This is a genomic window from Campylobacter concisus (assembly GCA_002092835.1).
Lineage (GTDB): Bacteria > Campylobacterota > Campylobacteria > Campylobacterales > Campylobacteraceae > Campylobacter_A > Campylobacter_A concisus_K.
Genome location: LVWL01000017.1, coordinates 57,510 through 83,806, shown reverse-complemented (window position 1 = coordinate 83,806; position 26,297 = coordinate 57,510). Strand labels below are relative to the sequence as shown.

Annotated in this window: 26 protein-coding genes and 3 pseudogenes; 21 read left to right on the top strand and 8 right to left on the bottom strand. The window is 37.4% G+C overall.

The annotated features are described in order from the left end of the window. Positions 1-7: 7 nt before the first annotated feature. The 5 genes and pseudogenes from A3835_01600 to A3835_01580 all read left to right on the top strand — a co-directional run bounded on the left by A3835_01600 (position 8) and on the right by A3835_01580 (position 3,901). Positions 8-1,032: pseudogene (locus tag A3835_01600) on the top strand (3'-to-5' oligoribonuclease B). After that, positions 1,029-1,256 carry a hypothetical protein gene (locus A3835_01595; GenBank protein ORI09006.1) on the top strand — a complete coding sequence of 76 codons (228 nt, stop codon included), beginning with the start codon at positions 1,029-1,031 and terminating at the stop codon, positions 1,254-1,256. The pseudogene A3835_01600 and the gene A3835_01595 overlap by 4 nt, the downstream one beginning before the upstream one ends. A gap of 9 nt (positions 1,257-1,265) precedes the next feature. Next, a complete protein-coding gene (locus A3835_01590; protein ORI09005.1) occupies positions 1,266-1,676 on the top strand; it encodes a serine protease in 411 nt (136 codons plus the stop codon). Between the two features lie 16 nt (positions 1,677-1,692). Next, positions 1,693-2,621: pseudogene (locus A3835_01585) on the top strand (aspartate carbamoyltransferase). Between the two features lie 2 nt (positions 2,622-2,623). Next, positions 2,624-3,901, top strand: coding sequence for a dihydroorotase (locus tag A3835_01580; GenBank protein ORI09004.1), 1,278 nt, complete (start codon positions 2,624-2,626; stop codon positions 3,899-3,901). Between the two features lie 84 nt (positions 3,902-3,985). Here A3835_01580 and A3835_01575 read toward each other — a convergent pair whose 3' ends face one another. Genes A3835_01575 through A3835_01560 form a run of 4 tightly spaced genes read right to left on the bottom strand, consistent with a single transcriptional unit; the run spans position 3,986 to position 6,941 of the window. Next, positions 3,986-5,275 carry an aminoacyl-histidine dipeptidase gene (locus A3835_01575; protein ORI09003.1) on the bottom strand — a complete coding sequence of 430 codons (1,290 nt, stop codon included), beginning with the start codon at positions 5,273-5,275 and terminating at the stop codon, positions 3,986-3,988. Between the two features lie 16 nt (positions 5,276-5,291). Beyond that, positions 5,292-5,549, bottom strand: coding sequence for a mercury transporter (locus tag A3835_01570; protein ID ORI09002.1), 258 nt, complete (start codon positions 5,547-5,549; stop codon positions 5,292-5,294). Beyond that, positions 5,542-5,865 (bottom strand): aryl sulfotransferase, encoded by a 324-nt coding sequence (locus A3835_01565; protein ORI09001.1) that lies wholly within the window; start codon positions 5,863-5,865, stop codon positions 5,542-5,544. Before A3835_01565 ends, A3835_01570 begins: the two co-directional genes overlap by 8 nt. Further along, positions 5,862-6,941, bottom strand: a complete 1,080-nt coding sequence (locus A3835_01560) for a transcriptional regulator (GenBank protein ID ORI09000.1) — start codon at positions 6,939-6,941, stop codon at positions 5,862-5,864. The genes A3835_01565 and A3835_01560 overlap by 4 nt, the downstream gene beginning before the upstream one ends. Before the next feature lie 260 nt (positions 6,942-7,201). On the opposite strand from A3835_01560, the pseudogene A3835_01555 reads away from it, so the two are divergent. From A3835_01555 to A3835_01545, 3 genes and pseudogenes are all read left to right on the top strand, one after another. Next, positions 7,202-8,070 (top strand): annotated as a pseudogene (locus A3835_01555) (tRNA 5-methoxyuridine(34) synthase CmoB). 8 nt (positions 8,071-8,078) lie between these two features. After that, positions 8,079-8,612 carry a thioesterase gene (locus A3835_01550; GenBank protein ID ORI08999.1) on the top strand — a complete coding sequence of 178 codons (534 nt, stop codon included), beginning with the start codon at positions 8,079-8,081 and terminating at the stop codon, positions 8,610-8,612. Between the two features lie 195 nt (positions 8,613-8,807). Next, a complete protein-coding gene (locus A3835_01545; GenBank protein ID ORI08998.1) occupies positions 8,808-10,085 on the top strand; it encodes a hypothetical protein in 1,278 nt (425 codons plus the stop codon). 172 nt (positions 10,086-10,257) lie between these two features. On the opposite strand, the gene A3835_01540 is transcribed toward A3835_01545, so the two are convergent. Continuing rightward, positions 10,258-10,860, bottom strand: a complete 603-nt coding sequence (locus tag A3835_01540) for an MBL fold metallo-hydrolase (protein ORI08997.1) — start codon at positions 10,858-10,860, stop codon at positions 10,258-10,260. Between the two features lie 120 nt (positions 10,861-10,980). Here A3835_01540 and A3835_01535 point away from each other — a divergent pair, with 120 nt between their 5' ends. The 6 genes from A3835_01535 to A3835_01510 are packed head-to-tail and all read left to right on the top strand — an operon-like array spanning position 10,981 to position 16,307. Next, the gene (locus tag A3835_01535) at positions 10,981-11,718 is read left to right on the top strand and encodes an NAD(+) synthetase (GenBank protein ID ORI08996.1); all 738 of its coding nucleotides are present in this window, start codon (positions 10,981-10,983) and stop codon (positions 11,716-11,718) included. A gap of 10 nt (positions 11,719-11,728) precedes the next feature. Beyond that, positions 11,729-12,859 (top strand): aminotransferase DegT, encoded by a 1,131-nt coding sequence (locus A3835_01530; GenBank protein ID ORI08995.1) that lies wholly within the window; start codon positions 11,729-11,731, stop codon positions 12,857-12,859. Further along, positions 12,852-13,772 carry a tetraacyldisaccharide 4'-kinase gene (locus A3835_01525; GenBank protein ID ORI08994.1) on the top strand — a complete coding sequence of 307 codons (921 nt, stop codon included), beginning with the start codon at positions 12,852-12,854 and terminating at the stop codon, positions 13,770-13,772. The genes A3835_01530 and A3835_01525 overlap by 8 nt, the downstream gene beginning before the upstream one ends. Positions 13,773-13,822: 50 nt before the next feature. Continuing rightward, positions 13,823-14,137, top strand: coding sequence for a cation tolerance protein (locus A3835_01520; protein ORI08993.1), 315 nt, complete (start codon positions 13,823-13,825; stop codon positions 14,135-14,137). Continuing rightward, on the top strand, positions 14,134-15,597 hold the full coding sequence (locus tag A3835_01515) for a threonine synthase (GenBank protein ID ORI09041.1): 1,464 nt from the start codon (positions 14,134-14,136) through the stop codon (positions 15,595-15,597). Before A3835_01520 ends, A3835_01515 begins: the two co-directional genes overlap by 4 nt. After that, entirely contained in the window at positions 15,594-16,307 is a 714-nt protein-coding gene (locus tag A3835_01510) for a 3-deoxy-manno-octulosonate cytidylyltransferase (GenBank protein ORI08992.1), read from the top strand. The genes A3835_01515 and A3835_01510 overlap by 4 nt, the downstream gene beginning before the upstream one ends. A 280-nt stretch (positions 16,308-16,587) precedes the next feature. Here the strand turns inward: A3835_01510 and A3835_01505 are convergent, their stop codons facing one another. After that, positions 16,588-16,833 (bottom strand): DNA-binding protein, encoded by a 246-nt coding sequence (locus tag A3835_01505; protein ORI08991.1) that lies wholly within the window; start codon positions 16,831-16,833, stop codon positions 16,588-16,590. 347 nt (positions 16,834-17,180) lie between these two features. Between A3835_01505 and A3835_01500 the strand changes: the two genes are divergently transcribed. The 4 genes from A3835_01500 (at position 17,181) to A3835_01485 (ending at position 20,981) form a co-directional block, all read left to right on the top strand. After that, positions 17,181-17,975: an HrcA family transcriptional regulator gene (locus tag A3835_01500; GenBank protein ORI08990.1), complete on the top strand. Its 795-nt coding sequence runs from the start codon at positions 17,181-17,183 to the stop codon at positions 17,973-17,975. Further along, positions 17,972-18,514, top strand: a complete 543-nt coding sequence (locus A3835_01495) for a nucleotide exchange factor GrpE (GenBank protein ORI08989.1) — start codon at positions 17,972-17,974, stop codon at positions 18,512-18,514. Before A3835_01500 ends, A3835_01495 begins: the two co-directional genes overlap by 4 nt. A 35-nt stretch (positions 18,515-18,549) precedes the next feature. Then, positions 18,550-20,424: a molecular chaperone DnaK gene (gene dnaK, locus A3835_01490; GenBank protein ID ORI08988.1), complete on the top strand. Its 1,875-nt coding sequence runs from the start codon at positions 18,550-18,552 to the stop codon at positions 20,422-20,424. 125 nt (positions 20,425-20,549) lie between these two features. Next, positions 20,550-20,981, top strand: a complete 432-nt coding sequence (locus tag A3835_01485) for a trehalose-6-phosphate synthase (protein ORI08987.1) — start codon at positions 20,550-20,552, stop codon at positions 20,979-20,981. 51 nt (positions 20,982-21,032) lie between these two features. Here the strand turns inward: A3835_01485 and A3835_01480 are convergent, their stop codons facing one another. Continuing rightward, entirely contained in the window at positions 21,033-21,842 is an 810-nt protein-coding gene (locus A3835_01480) for a polyphosphate kinase 2 (GenBank protein ORI08986.1), read from the bottom strand. 105 nt (positions 21,843-21,947) lie between these two features. Between A3835_01480 and A3835_01475 the strand changes: the two genes are divergently transcribed. Further along, on the top strand, positions 21,948-23,678 hold the full coding sequence (locus A3835_01475) for a cytochrome C biogenesis protein (protein ORI08985.1): 1,731 nt from the start codon (positions 21,948-21,950) through the stop codon (positions 23,676-23,678). On the opposite strand, the gene A3835_01470 is transcribed toward A3835_01475, so the two are convergent. Then, positions 23,671-24,303 (bottom strand): endonuclease III, encoded by a 633-nt coding sequence (locus tag A3835_01470; protein ID ORI08984.1) that lies wholly within the window; start codon positions 24,301-24,303, stop codon positions 23,671-23,673. The two genes, A3835_01475 and A3835_01470, sit on opposite strands and share 8 nt — an antisense overlap. 95 nt (positions 24,304-24,398) lie before the next feature. Between A3835_01470 and A3835_01465 the strand changes: the two genes are divergently transcribed. Both A3835_01465 and A3835_01460 read left to right on the top strand, forming a co-directional pair. Further along, positions 24,399-25,217 carry a peptidylprolyl isomerase gene (locus A3835_01465; protein ORI08983.1) on the top strand — a complete coding sequence of 273 codons (819 nt, stop codon included), beginning with the start codon at positions 24,399-24,401 and terminating at the stop codon, positions 25,215-25,217. A gap of 15 nt (positions 25,218-25,232) precedes the next feature. Next, on the top strand, positions 25,233-26,297 hold the full coding sequence (locus A3835_01460) for a class II fructose-bisphosphate aldolase (protein ORI08982.1): 1,065 nt from the start codon (positions 25,233-25,235) through the stop codon (positions 26,295-26,297).

Sequence of the window (26,297 nt, the reverse complement as noted above, 5' to 3'; positions counted from 1 at the left end):
GAAAACGATGAAAATTTATCACCTCTCGCACACTGATCTTGACGGATATGGCGCACAATACATAACAAATTTTTACTTCAAAAATGTGAAATTTCTAAACTCAAACTACGGCAGAGAGATAGATGATAAATTTGCTCAAATTTTAGCTGAGATAGATGCCTCAAACGATGATAAAAACATCATTTTGATTACTGATCTAAATTTAACTCTAGCCCAGTGCGAGAGCTTTACTGAGATGATAGAGGGTAAAAATATAAAGCTATTTTTGCTTGATCATCACCAAAGCGGTGCTGAGTGTGCGAGTGCCTACCCATGGTATTTTTTGGATAGTTCAAGGTGCGCTACAAAGATCACTTACGACTTTTTTGCAGGAATTTTTGGCAAAAATAAAGAGCTTGAAATTTTTAGTGACGTCGTAAATGCCGTGGATATCTGGCTAAAAGATGATAAAAATTTTGAGATGGGCAAGGTCTGTTTGGGGCTTGTTGCAAACGCTAAAGAGATAAACAAGGTGATGTTTGAAGCTGAAAATAACCTCTATATGGATCATCTCTTAAAAGAAGCTAGCAAATTTTTTAACGAGAAAAACGACTATATCGGCCTTGATATGCAGGTGCATGCTATTAAAAAGTCATTTTTCAAAGAGGATAAAGACGATACGCTAAGTAATCTTATCTCAAGCTACGTAGTAAAAAAACTTAGTGAAAATAAAGAGAAATTTAGCATAAACTATAAAGATCATAAAGGAATTTTAACCTACAATATCGGCAACGTTTCGGTTATAGGTAACGACTTTTTAGTGGCAAATCCTGAATTTGACTTCTTTATCGATGTGACAAATAAAAAAACGTTAAGTTTCGTGCAAATGGCAAGCTTGACGTTAGTACCATGGCAAAGCACCTAATTGGCGGAGGCGGACACGTGAACGCTAGCGGCGGGCTCTTTGCAAATTTTAAAGACGGCTTTAGCTATGAGCCGATTAAAGCCCAGATAATCGATCTAATAACCAAAAAAACACAGGAGGAGATATGAAAGAAGAAGAGGTAAGCGTAGAGGAGCTTAGCTACGAGCTTAGTATGGTGCTTGAAGCGATGTTCTACTATGCTGGAGTAAAAAAAGACAAACTTGAAGAGGCGGCAAATCTTTATGTTGAGTGCATCGATGATGCGTTAGAAAATTCTGACGCTAGCGGTAGCGACGAGGTTATAGAGATAGTTGAATATATGAAAAAACATCATTCAAAATTATTTAAATAAGGAAAGAAAATGAAGAAAATTTTAGTTTTAGTGGCAGCGGTTTTTGCGTTAAATGCTATGGCAAATGAAAATTTAGACAAGGCAAATGAGCTTTATACAAAGAAAAATTTTAATGAAGCTTATCTTTATTTTAATAAGGCTTGTGGAGAGGGTGAGAAAAAAGCTTGCACGATGAATGCGATCATGCTATTTAACGGCGACGGCGTGGCAAAAGATAGAGTTCAGGCTGAGAAAATTTTTACAAAAATGTGTGATGAAAATGAGGGCATGGCTTGCGAAAAACTAGGCGAAATGATCGCTTATGGCCTTGTAAAAGATAAAAACGCAAACGAAGCAAAGAACGAAGAAAAAGCAAAGGCTTTATTTAAAAAAGCTTGTGATAACGGCTACCAACCAGCTTGCGACTTTGTGACAAAATAAATTTAAGAGGCTTAAAATGGGCTACAAACATAAAGATTTGATAGGAACTAGAGAGCTTAGCAAGGAAGAAATTTTATATTTTTTAGAGGCGGCGAAAGAGTTTAAGGAGCTAAATTTAAGCCAAGTGAAAAAAAATGACTATCTTCGTGGAAAGACCACGATCAACGCATTTTATGAAAACTCGACAAGAACTAGAACATCCTTTGAGATCGCAGCAAAGAGGCTTGGAGCTGATACGATAAATTTCAGCTCATCAAGCTCGAGCGTGACAAAGGGCGAGAGCTAAATGACACGATGAATAACATGGCTGCTATGAGAACTGACATCATTGTGCTTCGTCACCCAAGCTCTGGAGCGGCGAAATTTGCAGCTGATAGGACAGAAGCTAGCGTCGTAAATGCAGGAGATGGTACAAATGAGCATCCAAGTCAAGCTTTGCTTGATCTTTTTACGTTAAGAGAGTATGGCAAAATTTTGGATAAAAATCTAAACGTGGCGATCATCGGCGACATCGCCAGAAGCCGCGTGGCAAGGTCAGACATCTGGGCGATGAAGAAATTTGGTATAAATTTAAAGCTTTTTGCACCAAAGATGATGATGCCAAAAGATGCTGAGGTCTTTGAATCTCAAATTTGTAAAAATATGGAAGAAGCTTGTGAGGGCAGCGACGTCATCATCATGCTTCGTATCCAGCTAGAGCGTGGTGGTGCGGACGTGGCTTTTCCAAGCTCGAGAGAGTACTCGAAATTTTTTGGACTAAATAAAAATAGGATAAAGCTAGCCAAACCTGATGCTATCGTACTGCATCCAGGACCGATAAATAGGGGTGTAGAGCTAAACTCAGACGTGGCTGATGGCACACATTCAGTCATACTAAATCAAGTAGAAAACGGCGTTGCTATAAGAATGGCGATACTAAATACGCTTGCGAAAAATAGGGGCTAAAAATGAGAATAGCAATAATTAACGGAACTATCGTAAATAGCGACGAGAAATTTAAGGCAAATATCCTAATAGAAAACGGCAAAATAGCCAAAATAGGAAGTGAGAAATTTGACGCCGATAAGGTCATCGACGCCACAAATAAGCTCGTCATGCCAGGACTTATCGACATGCACGTGCACTTTCGCGATCCTGGTCAAGAGTACAAAGACGACATCATCTCAGGCTCGCAGGCAGCGGTGGCTGGAGGAGTGACAACCTGCCTTTGCATGGCAAATACAAACCCAGTAAATGACAACGCCTCGATCACAAGAGCGATGATAGAAAAGGCTAAAAACTGTGGACTAATCGATCTTTTGCCAATCGCAGCTATCAGCAAAGGACTTGGCGGCAATGAGATCGTTGAAATGGGTGATCTTATAGATGCTGGCGCAGTTGCATTTAGTGACGATGGCCTACCAGTGACTAGCTCAAGCGTGATGAGGGCGGCACTTGAGTATTCAAGCATGTTTAATAGCTTTTGCATAAGCCACTCAGAGGACTGCTCGCTTTGCAGGCAGGGCGTCATGCACGAGGGTAAGGTCTCAGCCATACTTGGACTTCGCGGCATGGCAAGAGAGAAAGAGGAGATCGCAGTTAGCCGCGATATGCTGCTTGCAAAGCTCACTAAAGCACACATCCATATCGCTCACGTAAGCTCGGAGTACTCGCTAAAGATCATCGAAATGGGCAAAAAAGAGGGTATAAACATCACTTGCGAGGCGACACCTCACCACTTTAGCTTTAGCGACGATGAAATTTTGAAAAATGCATACGATACAAATTTCAAAATGTCACCGCCACTTCGTGAGATAAGCGATGTAAAAGCGGTAAGAGAGGCGCTAAAAAGCGGTCTTATAGACGTTATCGCCACCGATCATGCCCCACACCACACAGATGAAAAGATAGTGGAATTTGACAAGGCGCCATTTGGTATTATCGGACTTCAAACTCTTGTGCCGCTTACTTTAAAGCTCGTAAATGAGGGTGTTATAAGCTTAGAGCGCATGGTGGAGCTAACATCGACAAATGCGGCTAAAATGCTAAATTTAAAAGATAAAGGCAGACTTGCAGAGGGCATGCTAGCTGATATTGCGGTGATTGATCCTGAGATCGAGTACATTTATGATGAGAAGATAAACCGCTCAAAATCGATAAATTCTCCACTCTTTGGCAAAAAGCTAAAAGGCGCAGCGACTACTACTATAAAAAGTGGCAAGATCGTTTATGAGTTTGGAAAATGATAAATTTGCTCGTGCTTGCGGGCAAATTTGCTTTAGTTGCTTTGAGATATAAAATTTGCTAGAAATTTCTAGCAAATTTTGTTTTTAAGAGTTATATTTTTTAACGATACTGCGAACAACTTTTTCGATAAAAAGTGCAGAAGCCACTTCGCAGTGCTCTCTTGTAGAGTGAGGTGAGTAGATATTTGGCCCAATAGAACATGCACTAAGACCTGCCTTTTTCTCCAAAAGCACTCCACACTCAAGTCCAGCATGCACGGCTGTTATCCTAGCTTCTGGTTTATAAATTTTAAGCTCTTCTAAGATGTCGTTTGCAAATTTATCATTAACTGGCTTCCAAGCTGGGTTTCTATCTTTTGAAATGACGTTAAAACCGACCGCCTTTGCAAGCTCTGAAATTTCAAATTCCATTCTATTTAGCCCATCTTTACTCATTGATCTTGCGAAAAATTCCACCTCAAGCGTGCCGTCGTCTTTGATCTTTGCAAGTGAGAGATTGACGCTATCTTGCGGTATGCCTAGCTCGCAGTTATAGGCCCTTACGCCTTGTGAAAATGAGTTGATTAAAGCTAAAATTTTCTCGCCATTTTCTAAAATTTCATCTCCCATACCAAGCTTTTTCACGCTTAAATTTTCACACTCGCTCTTTAGCTCCTTATCGCTTAGAACCAGTGCAGTTGCGCCGCTTGGGATAGAGTTGCTTCGCTCGCCACCTTCAAATTTAACAAGCCTGCAGCCATTTTTAGTCACAAATGCTGCCAAAACCTTGATCGCATTTGGGATATTTTTATGTATCTCGTTGCCAGAGTGTCCGCCAGGAAGCCCACTTACTTTTACTTCATAAAGCGTGCTCTCTTTTGTTTTTTTGCTATTAAGCGAGATAGTGGCAAATAAATTTACACCGCCAGCACAGCCGATAGTGACGCGGTCGTCCTCTTCACTATCTAAATTTAAAAGCTTATCGGCTTTGAGATTGCCACTAAAGCCAGTGGCTCCGATCATGCCGACTTCTTCGTTGTTTGTAAAGAGGCACTCAATGTCATCAAATTCGCTTATCATCTGCATCATGATAGCCACGCCGATACCATTATCTGCGCCAAGAGATGAGTTTTTGGCTCTCATGTAGCCATCATCGCTGTAAACTATCTCGATCTTTGGAGCATCGCCCATGCAGACCATATCGTAGTGGCTTTGCAAGCAAATTTTTGGTTTACCCTTAAACGCATGAATGTTGCCAAAGCTATCGACTGTAACCTCACAGCCCTTATCTTTTGCATAGCTAGCTAGAAAATCACGCATCTTATCGGTCTCATAACTGCAGTGTGGTATCGCAGCAAGTGTCTCAAATTTCTTTAAAATTTCACTATTTGACATATTTGTCTCCGTAAATTTATTTTATCTCGCCCTTATAGCCAGTCGCATCGACTGCTTTTAGAAGTTCTTTTTCATCGACCTTATCATCTGCTATAACGACAGCTTTTCGCTCTTTTAGCGATACATCTGCCTTTTTCACGCCCTCAACGCTAAGAGCAGCCTTTCTAACAATTGCTGTGCAAAGCGGACAGTGCATGCTAGGCACTGAAATTTCTATCTTTTTATCAGCGTAGCAGCTAAGTGCAAGAAAGGCTAAAACTAAAATTTTATGCATAAATTTCTCCTAAAAGCTCTGGATATGTAAGGAGTAAAAGCAAAATTACTCCAAAAAGTATATATATAAGTATCCATTTTTTCTTTTTATAGCTTAAGTTGCAGCTTTTTGGCTTGTAAAATAGACTAATCCCTGAAATCACAAAGCAAATGACGGCTATAACGCTTAAAGGGACGCGGTACTCGTATAAATTTTGCGTCCAAGAAAGAAATGAAAATGATGTGCCAAAAAGCAAAAAAAGAAGCGCTGGCAAGCAGCACAAGGTAGCACCTATGGCGCTACCTATGGATGTTAGTATCAGCCAAAAGGCTCTCATTTTAGCTCTGTTGAGACATAGTCGTAGCTAAATTCTTTTGGCGAATAATAATTTTGTGTGTTGCCATCAACTTCAGCGTATGGATAGCCAAAGTTATTTAGCGGAGTTTGCTCTGGAGTTGGCTTTAAGATAAAGTCGCGTCCGTAGTTAAAGCCTATCCAGCACATCTCCCAGTTACCAAAGCAATAATCCCTAACAGCTACGATCTTAGCGTCATCATTTGTTAATTTCTCGCCTAGTCTCACCTTCGTAACGTCAGCTGGATCAACTGGTATCCAACCATAGCCTTTTAAGTAAAACTCAGCCCTGCAGTGCTGTCCGCCTGAAATTTTAGCTACGCCATCTTTTGCGCTGCCCATCTGATCTGAAAATCTAGACTGACCAACTCTGATACCAAAAATTTCTCTAGCTGGGATGCCAACTGATCTGCAAAGTCCCACAAAAACTGAGTTTATGTCGGTGCATTTGCCAACAAGTTTGCCACTTTCCAGGATCGCTCTAACATCGCCCGTACCACATCCAAGGATACTGTTATCGCGCTGCATAGTGTTTGCAACCCAAGTATAAATAGCCTTTGCACGCTCCAAATCGCCTTTAGTATCGCCGATAATCTCTAGCGCTTTTGCTCTTACTACGCCGTCAGTTGGGATGTGTGAAGTTGGTTTTAAAAACTCTAAAACCGCAGGATCAACCTTCTCATTTGGATCGTAATTTACCTTGCTAAAGTCAGTGTTACGCTCTGTTGTTTGAATTTTAAACTGCACATTTAAGATAGGTCTTGGCTCATTTTCTTCAAAATCAGCATACATTGTAGGTATTAGCGTATCTGAAATATAGACGTTTTTAGCGGTTGTGTTTATGACGTAGTCTTGGGTTAGTTGCTGATAAGTGGTGCTTAGTGGGAGTGGTAACCAAATTTTTGAGCTTTTGCCTTTTTCGAGCAGTTGGTGTTTGAAATTTACATCGAAATTCCTAACCACTGGGTTGGCTTGCTCGTCACTAGCTAAACTAACATTTGGAAGCAGACTAGCTGCACCTAAAAGACCGCCGAATTTAAAAAAATCTCTTCTTTGCATGAGATGCCTTTTGTTTAATATTAGCCAAACTTGGCTCTAAAACTGCCTGCTATTCTAGCATAAAAATTTTATTTATGATAAAATCCGCCACATGAAAAAGATTATATTTTTAGGCTTTATAGCGTTATTTTGCAACGGTTGCCTTTACATGAATGAGCGTGGAGTTTCGACTCAATATTATAATGACTGTAAAGAGTATTATGACGCGACTGGCACCTACCAAAAAGAGTGTCCGCATAACATCGTAGACTGGAAATAGTGTGAATCTTAGTAAATTTAACGAGCAACAAAAGCAAATTTTTAATAGGATAGAAAATTTAGCAAATTTTGACTGCGAGCTCGAGCTAAAAGATAGCGTAAATGTGAAATTTAAAAATTTAGACCAAGCAAAAAAAGACGAAATTTTTGATCTAGCCCTTAGCCTAAAGCCTTGGCGAAAAGGGCCATTTTTACTTGATGATATATATATAGATAGCGAGTGGCAAAGTTTTATTAAATTTAACATCCTAGCCCCACATATAAATTTAGCTGGCAAGTGCGTGGCTGATGTGGGCTGTAACAATGGATATTATATGTTTAAGATGCTTGAGTACGGTCCAAAAAGCATAACTGGCTTTGATCCTAGCGTGCATACATATTTGCAGTTTGCTTTTTAAATAAATTTATTCGCTCAAATATCGCTTATGAGCTTCTTGGCGTAGAGAGCTTGCCAGAGTTTGGAGCGAAATTTGACACCATTTTTTGCCTTGGCGTGATATATCACAGAAGCGATCCTGTTAAGATGTTAAAAGAGCTAAAAACTGCGCTAAATCTAGGCGGCGAGCTATTTTTAGATACTATGTATATTGATATGGATGGCGATTTTGCGCTTAGCCCAAAAGATAGGTATTCGAAAATTCCAAATATCTACTTTGTGCCAACACTCTCAGTACTTCAAAATTGGTGCGAGAGAGCTAAATTTAGGGATTTTACCCTGCTTGAGACAAAGGCAACTGATCTAAATGAGCAGCGAAAAACGCAGTGGATAGATGGCGAGAGTCTTGGAAATTTCTTAGACCCAAATGACAGTACAAAAACAGTCGAGGGCTACCCAGCGCCAAAAAGAGCATATGTTAGAGTTAAAATTTAAGGATAAAAATGGCAGAAGAAAATATCTATGATACAAAAGATGAATCGCAAATAATCTTACCAGAAGATGAAAACCCATTAAGAAACGAGATCAAAACTGCTCCACTTACAAAGCTAAATTTTAGTGGAACGGCATTTTTACTTGAAAAAAATCACGCAAAGACTAGATTTTTTACTACGGATGATATGGTATGCGATACTGAGGGGCTTATTCATAGTGGATTTATTTTTATGGGCGCAAATCATGCTGCCCTTTTAGCCATTAATGAAGAATTTTGCGTTAGTATCGGGGCTAGGATAAATTTCTTTGGACCGCTAAAGCTTGGCGACGTGGTGGAATTTGACGCTCAAGCAAGATTTGAAGAGAGCAGAAAAAGAGAAGTAAAAGTACTTGGATATGTTAAAGATATAAAAATTTTTGAAGGAATATTTCAACTTGTCACACTTGAAGAGCATATCTTCTTGGCTCAACAAAAAAATATCCAAAAAGAAGCTGCTATAAGGCAGAAAAAAGAACGAGAAGAAGCTAAAGATAATAGCTAAAAGTAAGTAAAAATTTTTGATTTTCTTGCAATTACTCCCAAATAAAGCGAAATTTTAAAAAGACAATCTTTATCTCATTATCCTATTTTGGTAAATAATTGGTAACATTTTTTAAATTTTTAAGGAAAATTAAGCAATAAAATTAATTTTCTATGATAATATCCTTTCAAAACTTTTTATCAAAAGGAGATTTAGATGAAACTTACAAAAGTTAGCTTAGCTGCTTTGGTTGCTTTAGGTGCATTTTCAAGCGTTGCAAGTGCAACTCCACTTGAAGAAGCTATAAAAAATGTAGATCTTTCAGGATTCGCAAGATATCGTTATACAAATGATAACCGTGATAGAAAAGCTGATACAAAAGCTGCTACAAACGATACAGCTAGTCATGCATTTAGAATGCAAACATCATTTAAAGCTGCAATTGATGATAACTTCTTTGGCGTTTTAACACTAAGATATGCTGCTACAGATGGTTCTGGTGACAACAATGAAAAAAGAGACGCCAATGGAGGAATAATTGATGGTACAGATAAAACAAATACAACAAATTCTTTTGGTGTATATGAGATGTATCTAGGATACAAAGTATCTAACACTACTATTACAGCTGGTAAACAACTTATCAAAACTTTCTATGATGATGGTGATATAGCAGCTACTGGTCTAAAAGCGGTAAGTACAGATGTGTCTGGTCTTACTTTAACAGCTGCTGCTTATGATGCCATAGAAAACAATAGTAACGAAGTAGATGGACCTTTCCTAAAAGAACTAACGGATGGTACAAAATTCCATGACGCTCCTGCTAATCTTTATTATTTAGGTGCAGTTGGTAGCTACGACCCAGTATCATTTAAGGCTGCAATTGCTAACCTACAAGAAATTGCTACACTTTATGGTGCTGAGGCAGCATTTAGTTTTAATGTAACCGACGATATAAACCTAAACCTAAAAGGTCAATATGTTTATAGCGATTCAGATCACAAAAAAGTAGCCGATGCAAATTTCTGGGCTGTTCAAGCTGGAACAAAACTATTTGGTGCCAAATTTAATGCTGGCTACTTAGAATTTGACGCTAAAAATAAAGATAATGATGCTAGAAATAGTGGTAAAATCGCATTTACATCAATCGATGCAAATGGTCAGCTAATCAACCCAGCTAAAATATTAAATGGTGTAATGTCTGGTGGATCACAATACTACAATAATATCAAAGGTGACAACGATTACTGGTTTGTTAATGCTGGATATGATATAGATAAATTTGGTTTTGGTGCTGGTTATACTCAAGGTAAAGGCACAAGCTATGCTCTTGATAAAGAGAGAGCAAAAAGAAATGAGTGGTATACACAAGCTAGCTACAAATATAGCAAAAAACTTAATTTCCTAACTTGGTATGCAGCTGCTAAAGATAAAAAAGATAGCGAAAGCTTTAAACAAAATCGTATAAGATTTGAAGCAAAATATAGCTTCTAAAACCTTTATCCGAGCGAGCTTTCGCTCGGATTTTTTAAAATTTAAATAGACCCCATACAAAATTTATCTATCTTTTTTGATTGACTCTTAGTTTTATAAAAAATATAAATTTTTAATAGTGATTAAGTGTATTCTAGAAGCTTGAAATTTGAAATTAATACCACCGAAATTTTTAGCTATTTTTTACTATATCTATCCAATAATCAATATTATTTTGCTCGACCTTTAGTGTACTACTTTCTCCGTGCCCTGGATAAAGCGTGAAGTTACCTTTTAAATTTTTACATTTTCCTAGACTTTTTAACATTTCATTTTTATCTGAAAAAGGAAAATCCCAGCGTCCTATGCTTCCTTTAAATAAAAAATCTCCACTAAACATCACATCTTCTATCTCTATCATCGAGCAGCCTGGTGTATGTCCTGGAAAGTGGTGAAATTTAATGCAAAAATCATCAATGTTAAAATTTTCATCATCTTCAACCAAAACATCTGGAGTAAAAGTACTTTTCATATAACCAAAAATATCACTCTCACACATGAAAGCATCAAATTTATTAATATAAACTGGAATTTCTAGCTCATCTTTTAACTTACCAGCATCAAAAATATGATCAAAATGCCCATGAGTACAAAGGATGGCTTTTAAATTTTTAGCATTTTGCAAAACCCATTCTTTTGCCCCGTCTCCTGGATCTATCACTAAAGATGAATCATTTTTTGTAACGATGTAACAATTAGTGCCAAAATCTCCAAAGCTTTTATGCATTACTCTCATTTTTTACCTTAAATTTATTATTTCTTAAAATTTTACATCTTTTTACTTAAACTTAAAGAAAAATTTTAAATTCACTTAGTATAATTTTTGCAAAAGGAAGCAAATCTAGGCAAAGGAAGAATGAAGGAGTATCAAAAGATCGAAGAAACTTTAGTTTTTAGCTTAAAAGATAAAACTAAAGATAAAAATTTGTTGTTGGGTGTTAGTGGAGGTATTGATTCTGCTGTAGTAGCGACTTTGTGTGCAAGAGCAAAACCAAATGAAACTCATGCGCTCATTATGCCAACAGCATCATCAAGCAGACAAAATATGGACGATGCCTTAAATTTATGCGAAAAATTAAACATAAAATATAAGGTTTTATCCATAGAGGGTATTTTAAATGCCTTTTACGAAACGATAGATGTAAATTTAAGCAATTTAAGAAAAGGGAATTTAGCAGCTAGAGTTAGAATGAGCTTGCTTTATGATTATTCATCTAGTATAAACGCTCTAGTTATCGGAACAAGCAACAAAAGTGAGCTTATGCTTGGATACGGTACGATATTTGGGGATTTGGCATGTGCGATAAATCCTATCGGAGAGCTTTACAAAAGTGAAATTTTTGAATTTGCAAAACATCTTGGGGTTGATAAAAATTTTATCAACAAAGCACCTTCGGCTGATTTGTGGGATGGTCAAAGTGACGAAGGTGACATAGGTTACAGTTATGCTGTTATTGATGAGATTTTAGAAAATTTAGAAAATAACAAGGAGCAAGTCATCAAAAAGTTTGGATTAAAAGCAGTATCGGATATAGAAAATAGAGTTGTTTCAAACAGGTTTAAACGACAAATGCCGTTGATAGTGAAAATTTAAAGGATTAAAGATGAGAGAGATTCCGTTTTATAGACCAACTATCACTGAGCGTGAAAGTGAGCTTATTGAGGAGGCTTTGCACTCTGAAAATACTACTAATATCGTTGCTAGATTTGAAGAGAAGTTAAAAGAGTATTTTGGTGCAAAATTTGTAGTTACCACAAATAATATCGCAGCTGCACATCACTTGGCACTAAGCGCGCTTGACACTAAACGCGGAGATAAGGTCATTTGCTCCATAAATGCTTTTCCTAGCATTGCACAAGCTGTTAGACATTTTGATGCTGAACCTATTTTTGTGGATGTTGATGAAGAAGATTTTAACATCTGCCCAGACGCCCTTGAGAAAGTGCTAAAAGAGCAAAATCATAAAAAATTAAAATGTGCTTTTATCTCTCATATCGCAGGTCAAAGTGCTAGGATGGACGAGATAACGGCGGTTTGTGAGAAATACGGCGTAAAAATTTTAGATGATGCAAATCGCGGTATGGGCTTAACATACAATGGCAAAAAAGTTGGTTCAGACTCCTTTTTGTCATGCTTTCAAACACATTCGCGTGTGCAAAATCCTATATCAACGGTTGGATTTTTTACGACAAATGATGAGGAAATTTATAAAAGAGCAAAACTACTTCGCAACTATGCTCTTGTAAATGGCATTGATAAATTTGGTAGCTTGAGTTATATTTATGATGTCGTTGATATTGGCTTAAAGTATGATATAAACTCGATAAATGCAGCATTTTCTATTGCGCAGCTAGAAAGAACAGATAAGCTCATACAAAGAAGACAAGAGATCGCAAAAATTTATGATAAAGAGATTGGCGAGTGCCATAATATAACAATCCCTGTTAAGAAACGCGAGCACATTTATACTCAGTATATTATTAAGATAAATAAAAATCGAGATGGCTTTGCTAGAGAGCTTTTGGAACACGGCATTCACACATCATTGCACTACATACCGATACATTTACTAAGCTATTACAAAAATAAATACTCACTTAAAGTAAATGATTTTCCAAATGCTTTAAAAAATTATCAGCAAGTGTTGTCATTGCCTATTTATCATAGTCTGAGTGACGAAGAGGTGCAATACATCTGCAATAAAGTAAAAGAAATTTCTAAAACTCGTGTTTAAGAAATTAAATATTTTCTTGCATGCTTGGGCGAATGACTACTTCTTTCGCCCAAATTTCTTTCAAATTCTACTAGCATTTTTACTTTTGCCACTAAGTTTTATCTATTTTCTTATTGTTGTGCTTAAGAAATTTACTGCTAGAAAAATAGACTTTGGCATAAAGATAATAAGCGTGGGAAATTTGACACTTGGAGGAAGTGGAAAGACTCCACTTTGCGTGGCAATTGCTAAAAATTACGAGGGCGCTTTTATCGTTCTTAGAGGCTATAAAAGAAAAAGCAAAGGCATGCAAGTTGTTGCTCGAAATGGCGAAATTTTACTTGACGTAGCAGCAAGTGGCGATGAAGCGATGATATACGCTACAAGCCTTAAAAACGCAAATGTAATAGTAAGCGAAGATAGGAAAGTAGCTATAAAATATGCCAAAGAGCAAGGCGCAAAGTATATCTTACTGGATGACGGATTTTCTAAATTCGACATAGCCAAATTTGACATCTTGGTGCGTCCAAACCCAGAGCCAAGACTAAAATTTTGCTTACCAAGCGGGGCTTATAGATATCCATTTAGCTTTTATAAATTTGCTGATTTTGTAGCGATTGAAGGGCAAACTCACTTTAGAAAGAGCGAAATTTTAAACAAAAGCGAAAAAATGGTGCTAGTTACCGCCATAGCAAATCCAGCCCGCCTTGAGCCATTTTTTAGCAAGTGCGTGGGGCAGGTCTTTTTCCCTGATCACTACGACTTTTCAAAAGAAGAGCTAAGTGAAATTTTACAAACCTACGGCGCGACCTCGCTTTTGATGACACAAAAGGACTATGTAAAGGTAAAGGATTTTGGGCTGAGAGTATCGCTTATCACACTTGAAGTTATGCTAAGTGAGGAGTTTAAAAAGGTTTTAGCGCAGCAAATTTAAGCCCATTTTGTTATAATGAGCCACTTTTTAAAAGGAAAATTTAGATCAAAATGAGAATTTTAATCACCTCAGTCGCAAAGAAAAAAGAGGCAAAAAATCTAAGCAAAAAGCTCGTGAAAAAGGGACTTGTAGCTTGCGTGAGTAGCTTTAGTGCAAAGAGCATTTATCTTTGGCAAGAGAAGCTTTGTGATGAAAAAGAGCAAATTTTACTCATAAAAACGGACGCGAAATTTAAAAAAGTAGCTAAATTTATAAGAAAGCACCACAGCTACGAAACTCCAGAAATTTTGGCGCTTAAGCCAAAAGAGGTTTTTAAAAAATATGAAAAATGGATAAAAAAATCAACCAAAAAAGGCAAAAAATGAGACTAACACCAACTAGAAGCGTAAAAGATGAAAAGGTAAAAAATGTAAATTTAAGCACAGCCATGCTTAGCCCAAGCTCCGCTCACGGCGGACTTTACGCGCCAAAGAAGCTACCAAAGATCACAAAGGTAAAGTGGCAAGAGCTCTCAAAATTAAGCTACGAGAAGCTCGCACTTCACATCATTTCGCTATTTAAATTTGATGTATCTGAGGCGTTTTTCAAAAAAGCGCTCAAGAGATATGCAAGCTTTGATGATCCAAAGCACCCAGTCATTTTTAAAAAAATAGATAAAAATTTATACGTAAATGAGCTCTATCACGGCCCAACAAGGGCATTTAAGGATATGGCGCTTCAGCCTTTTGGCTCACTACTTAGCCAGCTAGCAAAGGAAAGAGGCGAAAGATACCTTATCATGTGCGCAACTAGCGGCGACACGGGTCCTGCGACACTTCAAACCTTTGCAAATGATGAGAATATCAAGGTCGTCTGCCTCTATCCAGACGGCGGCACGAGCGAGGTGCAAAAGCTTCAGATGCAGACCATGCAGGGTGAAAATTTAAAGGTTTTTGGCATAAAAGGCGACTTTGACGACGCCCAAAGAGCGCTAAAAACGCTGCTTGCAAATGATAAATTTAAGGCCGAGCTTAAGAAAAAGCGCCTTAAGCTAAGTGCGGCAAACTCGGTAAATTTTGGCAGAATTCTCTTTCAGATCATCTATCACGCCTACGCCTACGCAAATTTACTAAAGCAAAAGGCGCTTAAGGCAAACGAGAGCTTTGACATCATCGTGCCAAGTGGAAATTTTGGCAACGCACTTGGGGCATATTACGCTAAAAAAATGGGCGCAAAGATCGGCAAGATCAAGATCGTTTCAAACGCAAATAACATCTTGACGCAGTTTTTTACCACCGGCGTTTACGACCTTAGGGATAAAAAGCTGGTTAAGACGATAAGTCCGGCGATGGATATATTGATCAGCTCAAACGTTGAGCGTTTGCTGTTTGATAAATTTGGCAGCGTTAGAACAAATGAGCTCATGCAAAGCCTAGCAAAAAATAAATTTTATAAGCTTAGCAAGCAGGAGTTTGAAGCGTTAAAAGAGGACTTTGAGGCTAGCTGGTGCGACGATATGGAGTGCGAAAGCTGCATCGCAAAGCTCGCAAAGGGTGGCTACGCAATCGATCCGCATACGGCTACTTGCTTTAAAATGGTAGATGCTAGCCGCATAAACGTCATCACATCGACCGCACACTGGGTGAAATTTACGCCAAGCATGATCAAAGCGTGCCAGATCAAAGATACAAAAGATGAAAAAGATGCGCTGGCAAAGACCGCTAAAATCTTAAATGATAGCGTGCCAAGCTCGATAAATTCGCTATTTAGCGCGAAAATTTTACACAAAAACATCATAAAAGAGGACGAGATCGAAAAGTGCGTCCTAGAATGGATCGAGCGATGATAATCATCCCAGCTCGCCTTGCTTCAACAAGGTTTAGTAATAAAATTTTAAAAGAGATAAACGGCGTGCCGATGTTTGTGGCTACGGCTCTTAGAGTAAGTGGTGTGGATAATGTGGCGGTTGCTGTGGATGAGCCAAGAGTGTTAGAGATCGCCAAGGCTCACGGCATAAAAGCTGTACTAACTAGCAAAGATCATCAAAGTGGCACTGACAGGATAAACGAAGCAGCGCAAATTTTGGGGTTAAATGAGAACGAGATCATCATAAATGTTCAGGCTGATGAGCCATTTATTGAGCCTGAAAATATCGCTAAATTTAGGGCATTTTGCGAGCAAAACAAAGGGAAAGCCTTTATGTTTTCTTGCTATAAAAAGATGGACGATGAGTTTGCGGATGATAAAAATTTAGTCAAGGTAGTGACTGATTTTGAAGGCTATGCGCTTTACTTTTCAAGATCAAGGATACCATTTAACAGAAGCGAGTGTAAAAGTTATAAGGCTCACCTTGGCATTTACGGATACAGCGTAAAGAGCCTAAAAGAGTTTTGCACTCTTGCTGTTTCAAGCCTTGAAAATACCGAAAAGCTTGAGCAGCTACGCGCCCTAGAAAATGGTAAAAAGATAGCAATGCTAGAGGTTGAGAGCCAAAGTATCGGCATCGATAGTGAAGAGGACTACCAAAGAGCGTTAGCTAAATTTGGTAAGAAATAAGTCGGCAAATTCTCTTTAAATAAAGTCAATATTTAAGGAGAATTTATCTAAATTATTAATCTTTAAATGCAGCAAAAAAATATTTTTCTACTCAAATAATATAAAACTAATTTTTCTTGATTTTTATTTTTTTAATTCTGTCTTTAACTACGTAAAATTTTAAAATTGTACTCGAGTAAAAGTCTTTATAGAAACCTAAAAATTTAGGCTCTTTTTTAGTGCAGATAGCTGCGAACACGCTCTCAAGGTCGATTCTCTCTTTTTGTGTCAAATTTTCCATCTATTTTCCTAACAACTTTCTCATCTTATTGATAACAAATAATATTTCATCGTCGTCAAGCTCACAAAGAAGTTTGCAAACTGCAGCAGCAGCTTGCGGCTTTGAGTTTCCAAGTCTCCAGTCCTGGTATGTTCTCATTGGTACACCAAGCTCTTCTGCCATTTTTGCTTGTGAAATTTTCTTACCGATATTTTTCGCCTCAACTGCATTGTGAAGCAAATTAAATATATCACTTGTTTCAATCATTAAAGTATTATACGGATTATTTTATTAAATATACATAAAATAATATATAAATAATAGTAATACGTATAAATAAATTAAAATATATTATATATTATACTATAAAATATTATATTAATACGTAAAAACGTATAAAAATATTAGAACATAGAGGTAATATAAAAGACTTTTAAGTTTGTTTAATTATTTTTTGTAATTTTATTTTCGGAAAGGCTTATACAATTAATATTAAATAAGCTTAGTTATACAGACTAAAGATACATAAATAAATTATTTTAACTTAAATACTTGACATTGACAAACTAAAGTTGTATAATCCGCTTAGCAATTAAAAAGAAAGAGTGCTAAAAATGAGTAAAACAAATAAACGTGATTTGATACTAAATTCTATCATTGAGGCTTATTTGCAGGATAATATGCCTATTGGTTCAAATGAGCTTGGCTCTCGTATGAGCGCGGCTATTCCGGCTTCTACGATACGCGTTTATTTTAAAAAACTTTCAGATGAAGGTGAGATCACAAAGCTTCACATTAGTGGCGGTCGGATACCAACAATCGCTGCGATGAGAAGATATTGGAGTGAAATTTTTGCTATAAGTGATATAAATTTAGAGATAAATGATGCCGAAGGATTGAAAAAGTTATGTGATGAATTTGAGCTTTATTGTATGATTTTTGGCACAATCGATAATGAATTGCTAGAAATTTTAAATTTAAATAATAGATATATGATCTTAAATTTTGGTGAAGATGAGATCGTTATTAAATTTGATGCTAGAATGTATAAATTTTTAAGTAATCTTGCTGGAGTTAGTTTAAACAAGCTTGAGCTTATCTGCTCTCAAGTTGGTTTAAGCGAACTAAAAAGCAAAATAAGAGAGCTTAAAAGGACTAAAATTTACTTCCAAGAAAATGAAATTTTAGCCTTTGATATGTTTAAGGATAGACGCTTTAAGATGGTTTTTGACCCAAGTTTTAGCTTACAAATGGATGAAAAACTTACATTTTCTCCTATGTTTGATGAAAATTTTATGGGACTTAAATTTAGTACAAACTATCTTGGCAACGAAGCACAGATGATCTGTGCTGGCAGTATTTATACTGACTATGTGAAATTTATAAATCTAATAAAGGAGGCTGCGTGAGCGAAGAGGTAAAAGAGCAAAACCTACCTGAGGTTGAGCCTGTGCAAGAACTAGCTAATGATAGTGTAAATTTGGACGCACTTGGCGATATTTCAAAGGTTGAAAAACTTGAAAAAGAGCTCGGGGAGATAACTGATAAATATTATAGAGCAAATGCTGAGTTTGAAAATATCAAAAAGCGTTATGAAAAAGAGAAAACGGATGTTGCAAACTATGCAAATGAGAAATTTGCTAGGGATTTGTTACCAGCCATCGATGCTCTTGAGATCGCTGCAAATTTTGATCCAGAGGATGATGAATTTGCTAAAAAGATCAAAGAGGGTATTTTGATAACTATAAATCAGTTTAAAAAATGCTTTGAAAAGCATGGCGTAAGTGAGATACCAACTGATACTGAGTTTGATCCAAGCGTGCATAATGCTGTTTTAAGGGTCGATAGCGAAGAGAAGCAGAGTGGTCAAATCGTGCAAGCTTTGCAAAAAGGCTATATGATAAATGGTAGGGTTTTGCGCCCAGCTATGGTCAGCGTGGCAAACTAAATTTATAAAAATAAAATCTAATAAAAAGGAAAAATATGTCAAAAGTTATAGGTATAGACTTAGGTACAACAAACTCTTGTGTGAGTGTTTTTGAGCGTGGCGAGAGCAAAGTTATCCCAAACAAAGAGGGTAAAAATACAACTCCATCAGTTGTTGCTTTCACAGACAAGGGTGAAATTCTAGTAGGTGACGTTGCAAAACGTCAAGCAGTTACAAACCCTGAAAAAACGATATATTCTATCAAACGTATCATGGGTTTGATGAGCAATGAAAAAAATGCTGAAGAGGCAAAGGCTCGCTTGCCATATCACGTTGTAGATAGAAACGGCGCTTGCGCGGTTGAGATCGCTGGTAAGGTCTATACTCCGCAAGAAATTTCAGCAAAAATTCTTATCAAACTAAAAGAAGACGCTGAAGCATATCTTGGTGAGAGCGTGACAGACGCGGTTATCACTGTGCCAGCTTACTTTAACGATAGCCAAAGAAAGGCTACAAAAGAGGCTGGAACGATCGCAGGACTAAACGTACTTCGCATCATCAACGAGCCAACAGCTGCAGCACTTGCTTATGGTCTTGATAAAAAAGAGGCTGAGAAAATTTTAGTTTACGACCTAGGTGGTGGTACATTTGACGTTACAGTGCTAGAGACTGGTGATAATATCGTCGAAGTTTTGGCAACCGGCGGTAACGCATTCTTGGGCGGCGATGACTTTGATAACAAGATAATCGACTGGCTAGTAAGCGAGTTTAAAAACGAAAATGGTATCGATCTAAAAGGCGATATCATGGCGCTTCAACGCTTAAAAGAAGCAGCCGAAAATGCTAAAAAAGAGCTAAGCTCAGCTCAAGAGACTGAGATAAATTTACCATTTATCACAGCTGACGCGACTGGTCCAAAACACCTTGTCAAAAAGCTAACTCGCGCTAAATTTGAAGGTATGATCGACTCACTTGTAGGCGAGACTATCACTAAGATAAACGAGGTAACAAAAGACGCTGGTTTAAATAAAAGCGACATCAAAGAGGTCGTAATGGTTGGTGGTTCAACTCGTGTGCCACTTGTTCAAGAAGAGGTTAAAAAAGCTTTTGGCAAAGAGCTAAATAAGAGTGTTAATCCAGATGAGGTCGTAGCTATCGGTGCTGCTATACAAGGTGCGGTTATAAAAGGTGACGTTAAGGATGTACTACTTCTTGACGTTACTCCACTTAGCCTTGGTATCGAAACACTTGGTGGTGTGATGACCAAGATCATCGAAAAAGGTACAACTATACCAACTAAGAAAAGTCAAGTCTTCTCGACTGCTGAAGATAATCAAAGTGCCGTTACCATCATGGTTTTACAAGGCGAGCGTGAGTTTGCAAGGGATAATAAATCACTTGGAAATTTCAACCTCGAAGGCATTCCAGCAGCTCCAAGAGGTGTTCCTCAAATAGAAGTTGAGTTTGACATTGACGCAAACGGAATTTTAACCGTTTCAGCAAAAGATAAAGCAACTGGTAAAGCCCAAAATATCACCATCTCTGGATCAAGCGGCTTAAGCGAAGAAGAGATAAACAACATGGTAAAAGATGCTGAGCTTCATAAAGAAGAGGACAAAAAACGCAAAGACGCAGTTGAAGCTAGAAACCAAGCTGACGCACTAGTTCATCAAACCGAAAAGAGCATGAGTGAGCTTGGCGAGAAAGTCCCAGCTGAAGATAGAAGTAACATCGAAGCTGCACTAAACGATCTAAAAGAGGTCTTAAAAGATGAAAATTCTTCAAAAGAGCAAATCGATGCTAAAGTAGAAGCCCTAAGCAAAGCTAGCCACAAACTAGCAGAAGCTATGTATAAAAAGGATGAAAACGCTGGAGCAAACGGCGGAAATAATAAAAAAGACGACGACGTTATAGACGCTGAAGTCGAGTAAAACTCCTAGAGCAGGGCACTTGCCTTGCTCTTTTGTAAATTTATCTTCATAAATTCTTAAAATTGATTCAAAATAAGCAGTTTAAATAGTTAAAATTTATATAATGCCAAGCAAAAAGGCGAAAAATGTATTTATTTTTTTTGATTACTCATTTAATCTGTGCCATTGTATTTATAGGATACGTATTTTTCGATGTTTGCATATATCCATTTGCTAAAAAAACGGTTGATGCTAAAACCCTTGAAATAGTTAAAAAAGCCTATACAAAAGGTAGTGCAAAGGTTTTTGGCACGGCATTTTTATTGCTTTTAATAAGTGGCGCTTATATGGCAAAAGACTATTTTGGAGGCGAGCTTGGCTGGTGGCAAAGCAACTTTCAAAAGCTACTGCTTGTAAAAATTTTTGTTTTACTCGTAATGTGCCTTGTAACTTTTGTATCTGTTTTTAATGTCGTTCTTTTAAAAAAGCCTGATCCATTTGGTAAATTTTCACATTTAATAGCTCTAGTGCTTTGCCTAATAATGGTCGTTTTGACAAAAGTAATGTGGTGGGCTTAAAAATTTAGCTAGCAAATCTAAGCAAATCGCCAGCTAGAAGTTAAAAATTCTCTAATCGATACTCTTTAACTTATCTTTATTTAGCCCTTCTTCTATGCGTTTTATCTCTTCGCTTCCGTCTCTCACGACGTTTTTGTCAAATTCCAAGTAGTCATTTATCTTTTTTGGATATTCAACGTGACTTAGGATAAATTTAAAGACATTTAGCCTAGCTTCTTTTTTGTTATCGCTTGAGACGATGACCCATGGTGAAATGCTATTGTGAGAGGCAAGAAGCATAGAATATTTAGCGATAGAGTATTGATCCCAAAGTTCTTGCGCTTTTTGATCAACGGGTGAAATTTTAAACTGCTTTAGCGGATCATTTTGTCTCTCTTTGAAGCGTTTTTTCTGCTCATCTTTTGTGATTGAAAGATAAATTTTAAAGAAAATTATGCCGGAGTTTATGATCATCTCTTCAAATTTTGGCACTTCACGTAAAAATTCTTTATGCTCTTCTTGCGTGCAAAAGCCCATCACTGGCTCAACGCCAGCTCTATTGTACCAACTTCTATCAAAGATCACGATCTCTCCAGCACTTGGTAGATGAGTCACATATCTTTGAAAATACCACTGCGTTTTTTCGACATCACTTGGCTTAGCAAGCGCTACTATACGGCAACCTCTTGGATTTAGATGCTCGGTTAAGCGTTTTATCGTTCCGCCTTTACCGGCTGCGTCGCGCCCTTCCATTAACATAAGTACTCTAAGGCCTTTTTCTTTTACGTAATTTTGAAATTTTAAAAGTTCAATTTGAAGCAGTCTAAGCTCTTCCTCGTAGCCAAGTTTCTCGCTTTTTTGGTATTTTTTGTCTTTTGACATCTTTGCTCCTTTAAAATTTCACATATTTTCACGATTTTACAATAAAATAGAATAAATTTAAGAATTTAGACTAAAATCATCTTTTTTAATTTAGCAAGGATTAGTATGTTTTTAAAATTTCTTTTTTCGATTATTTTATTTGCAGGCTCGCTTTTTGCCGAGGTTTTAGATGTTAGCAAAGCCTTTGTTTTAACTCCAAGCGTTGATAGTCAAAATGTTGAAGTGAAGTTTAACTTTGGTGAAAATATCTATCTTTATAAAGAGAGTTTTGAGATTAAGCTAGCTGGCAAAAAGATAAATGAGCTATTAAATTTGCCAAGTAGTGAAAATACGGGAGAATATGAAATTTATCCAAAAGATTTTTCGATTTTTATCCCATTAAATTTAGTAAAAGAAAATCTTTCAAATGGCAAAGCAATACTTGACATTAACTATCAAGGCTGTGCTAAAAACGGCATTTGCTACCGTCCACAAAGTAAAATTTATGAGATAACTGACCAAGCTGGAAAATTTAGCATAGCCACTTTTAAAAAAGAGCAAAAAAACGATGCCGACAGCTTTGCTGAAGAATTTTCTAGCGAGCAAGATATTGCAAATGGGCTTGGAGATAAAAATTTCTTTATCTCACTTCTTACTTTTTTTGGTTATGGTCTCTTGCTTTCACTAACACCTTGCGTCTTTCCGATGATACCGATACTTTCAAGCATAATCGTCTCAAAGGGTGCTAATTTAAATGCAAAAAAAGGCTTTTTATTATCATTTATCTATGTTGTCGCGATGAGCCTGGCTTACGCACTAGCTGGAGTTGCAGCTAGCCTACTTGGCTTTGGCATCGCAGGAGCTTTGCAAAATATCTATGTGCTTGGCGCTTTTGCAGCCATTTTTATCATTTTAAGCTTTAGTATGTTTGGATTTTATGATATAAAATTGCCAGCAAAATTTGAAAATTTAATAAGTAAAAAATCGCAAAATAGTTCAGGCTATGTTGGAATTTTTATTATGGGTTTTGCCTCAGCTCTCATCGTATCACCTTGCGTAGCAGCACCATTAGCTGGTGCGCTTCTTTATATTGCCCAAAGTGGAAATGTCTTTTATGGTGGCATTATGCTTTTTGCCATGGGGCTTGGCATGGGCGTGCCGCTACTTATTATCGGGCTAAGCTCTGGAAAGCTCTTGCCAAAACCTGGTAGTTGGATGGATGAAGTGAAAAAATTCTTTGGTTTTTTGATGCTCATAATGGCGATTTGGATCCTTGCACGTGTGCTCGGAGAATTTTTTGAGCTATTAGGATATGGCATTATAGGCGTTTTTATGGCAGTTTATTTTGGGGCATTTGAAGTAGCAGAGCAAAGCTGGACTAAGTTTAAAAAAGCGTTTTTTATCCTAGTTTTTATATATTCAGTTATGCTAATAGTTGGTTCATTTTTAGGCTCAAAGGAGGCTTTTTCTCCGCTTTCTGGACTAAATTTGGCAAAAAGTGATAGTGCGTTAAAATTTAATTCCGTTAAAAATTTAGATGAACTAAATGAGATAATAAAAAACTCAAACAAGCCCGTTCTAGTAGATTTTTATGCTGATTGGTGTGTAAGCTGCAAAGAGATAGAAAAGATCACTTTTAAAGATGGTGATGTTATGAATGCTTTGGCAAATTTTGCACTTATTCGTATCGATGTAACAAATGGTGGACCACAAAATGATGAGATGCTAAGAAATTTTGGGCTTATTGATCCACCTGCACTCTTGCTATTTAATGGTGGCGATGAGCTAAAATTTCTTAGAACTATCGGCTTTATAGATGCTAAAAATTTTCTAGCAAAGCTTGAAAAAATTAAATAATCTTGTCCTTGCTGTTACAAAGATCATTTAAGATACACTCATGGCAAAGTGGCTTTTTGGCTTTACAGGTATAACGTCCAAAGAGCACCATGGCTTGATGAAGCTTACCAAGATCTGTTTTAAAGGCATGGCTAAGATCAGCTTCAGTGACTTCTGGCGTTTTTGCATGGCTAAGATCAAGTCTATGAGATACTCTAAAAACATGCGTATCAACAGCCATTACATTTGCGTTTGTAGCTTCTAAAAGCACGACATGAGCGGTCTTTTGCCCAACTCCAGCAAGAGCTTTTAGCTTCTCTTCATCAAGTGGAATTTCTCCGTTATAAAGCTCAACCACGCTGTTTGCCATTTTGATTAAATTTACCGCCTTGTTATTAAAAAAGCTACACGAGTTTATCATGAGTTTTAGACTCGCTAAATTTGCGCTAGCTAGCTCATAGACATCTTTATATGCTTCAAATAAAGCTGGAGTTATTAAATTTACTCTTTTATCAGTGCACTGAGCTGAAAGCATGACACAGACAAGTAGCTCATATAAATTTCTAAATTTAAGCTCGCTTTTGGCGTCTTTAAACTCTTCTAGTAGTCTTCTTTTTATCTCTAAAATATCTTTTTTTGTTCTCATTTTCGTATTTTACCTTATTTTCTTAAGTTAAATGAAAAGTTATCGCTTTATTTGATATAATCTTGCCCATAAAATCAATTTTTTAAAGGATTTATATGAAAAAATTTTTGTTTCCAGCAGTTTTAAGTTTAGCTGCAGCTGTCACTCTAAATGCAGCAGTAGTTGCAACAGTTGATGGTGATGCTATAAGCGATAGCGATATTTCAAGCCTTTTATCAGCAGCCATGCCAGGATTTGACGCTAGCAAGCTTCAACCAAATGAGAAAAAACGTATAATTGACGATCTAATAAATAGAAAACTTCTTTTAAAAGATGCTAAGTCAAGCGGTATCGAAAAAGATGTAGAGTACATCAAAGCTGTAAAAGCAGCGCAAGAAGGCATCGCGGTTGAGCTTTATATGAGAAAGCTTTTTGACGGCATAAAAGTAAGTGATAACGAACTAAAAGATTTTTACAATAAAAACAAAGCAAGTATGAACGAGCCAGCTCAAGCAAAAGCAAGGCATATCCTAGTTGAAGATGAAAAAACAGCAAACGACATCATCGCTCAACTTAAAAATTTAAAAGGTGAGGCGCTAACTAAGAAATTTGCAGAGCTAGCAAGTCAAAAATCAATCGACAAAGGCTCAGCAGCACATGGTGGTGCGCTTGGCTGGTTTGGTCAAAGCCAAATGGTAAAACCTTTTGCAGACGCAGCATTTTCGATGGCTAATGGCACAGTTTCAACTAAGCCAGTCAAAACTCAGTTTGGCTACCATGTTATCTTAAAAGAAGATGGCAAAGCTGCTGGCACTGTAAGCTTTGAACAAGCAAAACCAGAGATCGAGCAAGCTGTAAAAATGGAGAAATTCCAAGCTGCTGTTAGACAAAAAAGTGAAGCTCTACGCCAAAAAGCAAAGATAGAATACAAATAAAATTTGGAGGATAAAATGGGCGTTTTAGATATTGTAAATGCTGGAGTTTTAAGCGGAGATGATGTAACAAAACTTTATGCTTACGCCAAAGAGCAAGGCTTTGCGATACCTGCTGTAAATGTCGTGGGAAGTGACTCTGTTAATGCCGTTTTAGAAGCAGCAAAGGTTGCTAACTCGCCTGTTATCGTTCAGTTTAGTAATGGCGGTGCAGGTTTTTACGCTGGTAAAGCCTGCGAAAACGCAGCCGTTCTTGGTGCGATCGCTGGAGCAAAGCATGTTCATTTGCTAGCCAAGGCTTATGGTGTACCAGTCATTTTACACACTGACCATGCTGCTAGAAAGCTTTTGCCTTGGATAGATGAGCTAGTAAAAGCAAGTCATGAGTATAAAAAAACTCACGGCGTGCCACTTTTTAGCTCTCACATGCTTGATCTTAGCGAAGAGAGTCTCAATGAAAATTTAAGCACGTGCGAGAAGTATCTAAAAGAGCTTAGCGAGCTTGGCATCAGCCTAGAGATCGAGCTAGGCGTAACCGGCGGCGAAGAAGATGGCGTAGATAACACAAGCGTTGATAACGCGCTTCTTTACACTCAGCCAGAAGATGTCGCGCTTGCTTATGAAAGACTAAGTAAGATAAGCGATAAATTTAGCATCGCAGCTAGTTTTGGCAACGTTCACGGCGTTTATAAACCGGGTAATGTCGTGCTAAGACCAGAAATTCTTAAAAACTCACAAGCCTATGTCGCTAAGAAATTTAATACAAAAAGCGACAAGCCAGTAAATTTTGTATTTCATGGCGGTAGTGGTAGCGAGCTAAAAGATATCAAAAATGCTGTGAGCTACGGCGTTATCAAGATGAACATTGACACCGATACGCAGTGGGCTTTCTGGGACGGCGTGCGTGAGTATGAGGCCAAAAATAGAGCATACTTACAAGGTCAGATCGGCAACCCAGAGGGCGATGATAAGCCAAATAAAAAATACTACGATCCAAGGAAATGGCTAAGAAGTGGCGAGGAGAGCATGGTTAAGCGTCTTCAGACTGCTTTTAGCGACTTAAACTGCCTAAATAGGAACTAA

Bases quoted from the DNA above. Each gene is read 5' to 3' on its own strand.
- A3835_01595 (ORI09006.1), top strand. From the start codon at position 1,029: ATGAAAGAAGAAGAGGTAAGCGTAGAGGAGCTTAGCTACGAGCTTAGT.
- A3835_01590 (ORI09005.1), top strand. From the start codon at position 1,266: ATGAAGAAAATTTTAGTTTTAGTGGCAGCGGTTTTTGCGTTAAATGCT.
- A3835_01580 (ORI09004.1), top strand. From the start codon at position 2,624: ATGAGAATAGCAATAATTAACGGAACTATCGTAAATAGCGACGAGAAA.
- A3835_01575 (ORI09003.1), bottom strand. From the start codon at position 5,275: ATGTCAAATAGTGAAATTTTAAAGAAATTTGAGACACTTGCTGCGATA.
- A3835_01570 (ORI09002.1), bottom strand. From the start codon at position 5,549: ATGCATAAAATTTTAGTTTTAGCCTTTCTTGCACTTAGCTGCTACGCT.
- A3835_01565 (ORI09001.1), bottom strand. From the start codon at position 5,865: ATGAGAGCCTTTTGGCTGATACTAACATCCATAGGTAGCGCCATAGGT.
- A3835_01560 (ORI09000.1), bottom strand. From the start codon at position 6,941: ATGCAAAGAAGAGATTTTTTTAAATTCGGCGGTCTTTTAGGTGCAGCT.
- A3835_01550 (ORI08999.1), top strand. From the start codon at position 8,079: ATGGCAGAAGAAAATATCTATGATACAAAAGATGAATCGCAAATAATC.
- A3835_01545 (ORI08998.1), top strand. From the start codon at position 8,808: ATGAAACTTACAAAAGTTAGCTTAGCTGCTTTGGTTGCTTTAGGTGCA.
- A3835_01540 (ORI08997.1), bottom strand. From the start codon at position 10,860: ATGAGAGTAATGCATAAAAGCTTTGGAGATTTTGGCACTAATTGTTAC.
- A3835_01535 (ORI08996.1), top strand. From the start codon at position 10,981: ATGAAGGAGTATCAAAAGATCGAAGAAACTTTAGTTTTTAGCTTAAAA.
- A3835_01530 (ORI08995.1), top strand. From the start codon at position 11,729: ATGAGAGAGATTCCGTTTTATAGACCAACTATCACTGAGCGTGAAAGT.
- A3835_01520 (ORI08993.1), top strand. From the start codon at position 13,823: ATGAGAATTTTAATCACCTCAGTCGCAAAGAAAAAAGAGGCAAAAAAT.
- A3835_01515 (ORI09041.1), top strand. From the start codon at position 14,134: ATGAGACTAACACCAACTAGAAGCGTAAAAGATGAAAAGGTAAAAAAT.
- A3835_01510 (ORI08992.1), top strand. From the start codon at position 15,594: ATGATAATCATCCCAGCTCGCCTTGCTTCAACAAGGTTTAGTAATAAA.
- A3835_01505 (ORI08991.1), bottom strand. From the start codon at position 16,833: ATGATTGAAACAAGTGATATATTTAATTTGCTTCACAATGCAGTTGAG.
- A3835_01500 (ORI08990.1), top strand. From the start codon at position 17,181: ATGAGTAAAACAAATAAACGTGATTTGATACTAAATTCTATCATTGAG.
- dnaK (ORI08988.1), top strand. From the start codon at position 18,550: ATGTCAAAAGTTATAGGTATAGACTTAGGTACAACAAACTCTTGTGTG.
- A3835_01485 (ORI08987.1), top strand. From the start codon at position 20,550: ATGTATTTATTTTTTTTGATTACTCATTTAATCTGTGCCATTGTATTT.
- A3835_01480 (ORI08986.1), bottom strand. From the start codon at position 21,842: ATGTCAAAAGACAAAAAATACCAAAAAAGCGAGAAACTTGGCTACGAG.
- A3835_01475 (ORI08985.1), top strand. From the start codon at position 21,948: ATGTTTTTAAAATTTCTTTTTTCGATTATTTTATTTGCAGGCTCGCTT.
- A3835_01470 (ORI08984.1), bottom strand. From the start codon at position 24,303: ATGAGAACAAAAAAAGATATTTTAGAGATAAAAAGAAGACTACTAGAA.
- A3835_01465 (ORI08983.1), top strand. From the start codon at position 24,399: ATGAAAAAATTTTTGTTTCCAGCAGTTTTAAGTTTAGCTGCAGCTGTC.
- A3835_01460 (ORI08982.1), top strand. From the start codon at position 25,233: ATGGGCGTTTTAGATATTGTAAATGCTGGAGTTTTAAGCGGAGATGAT.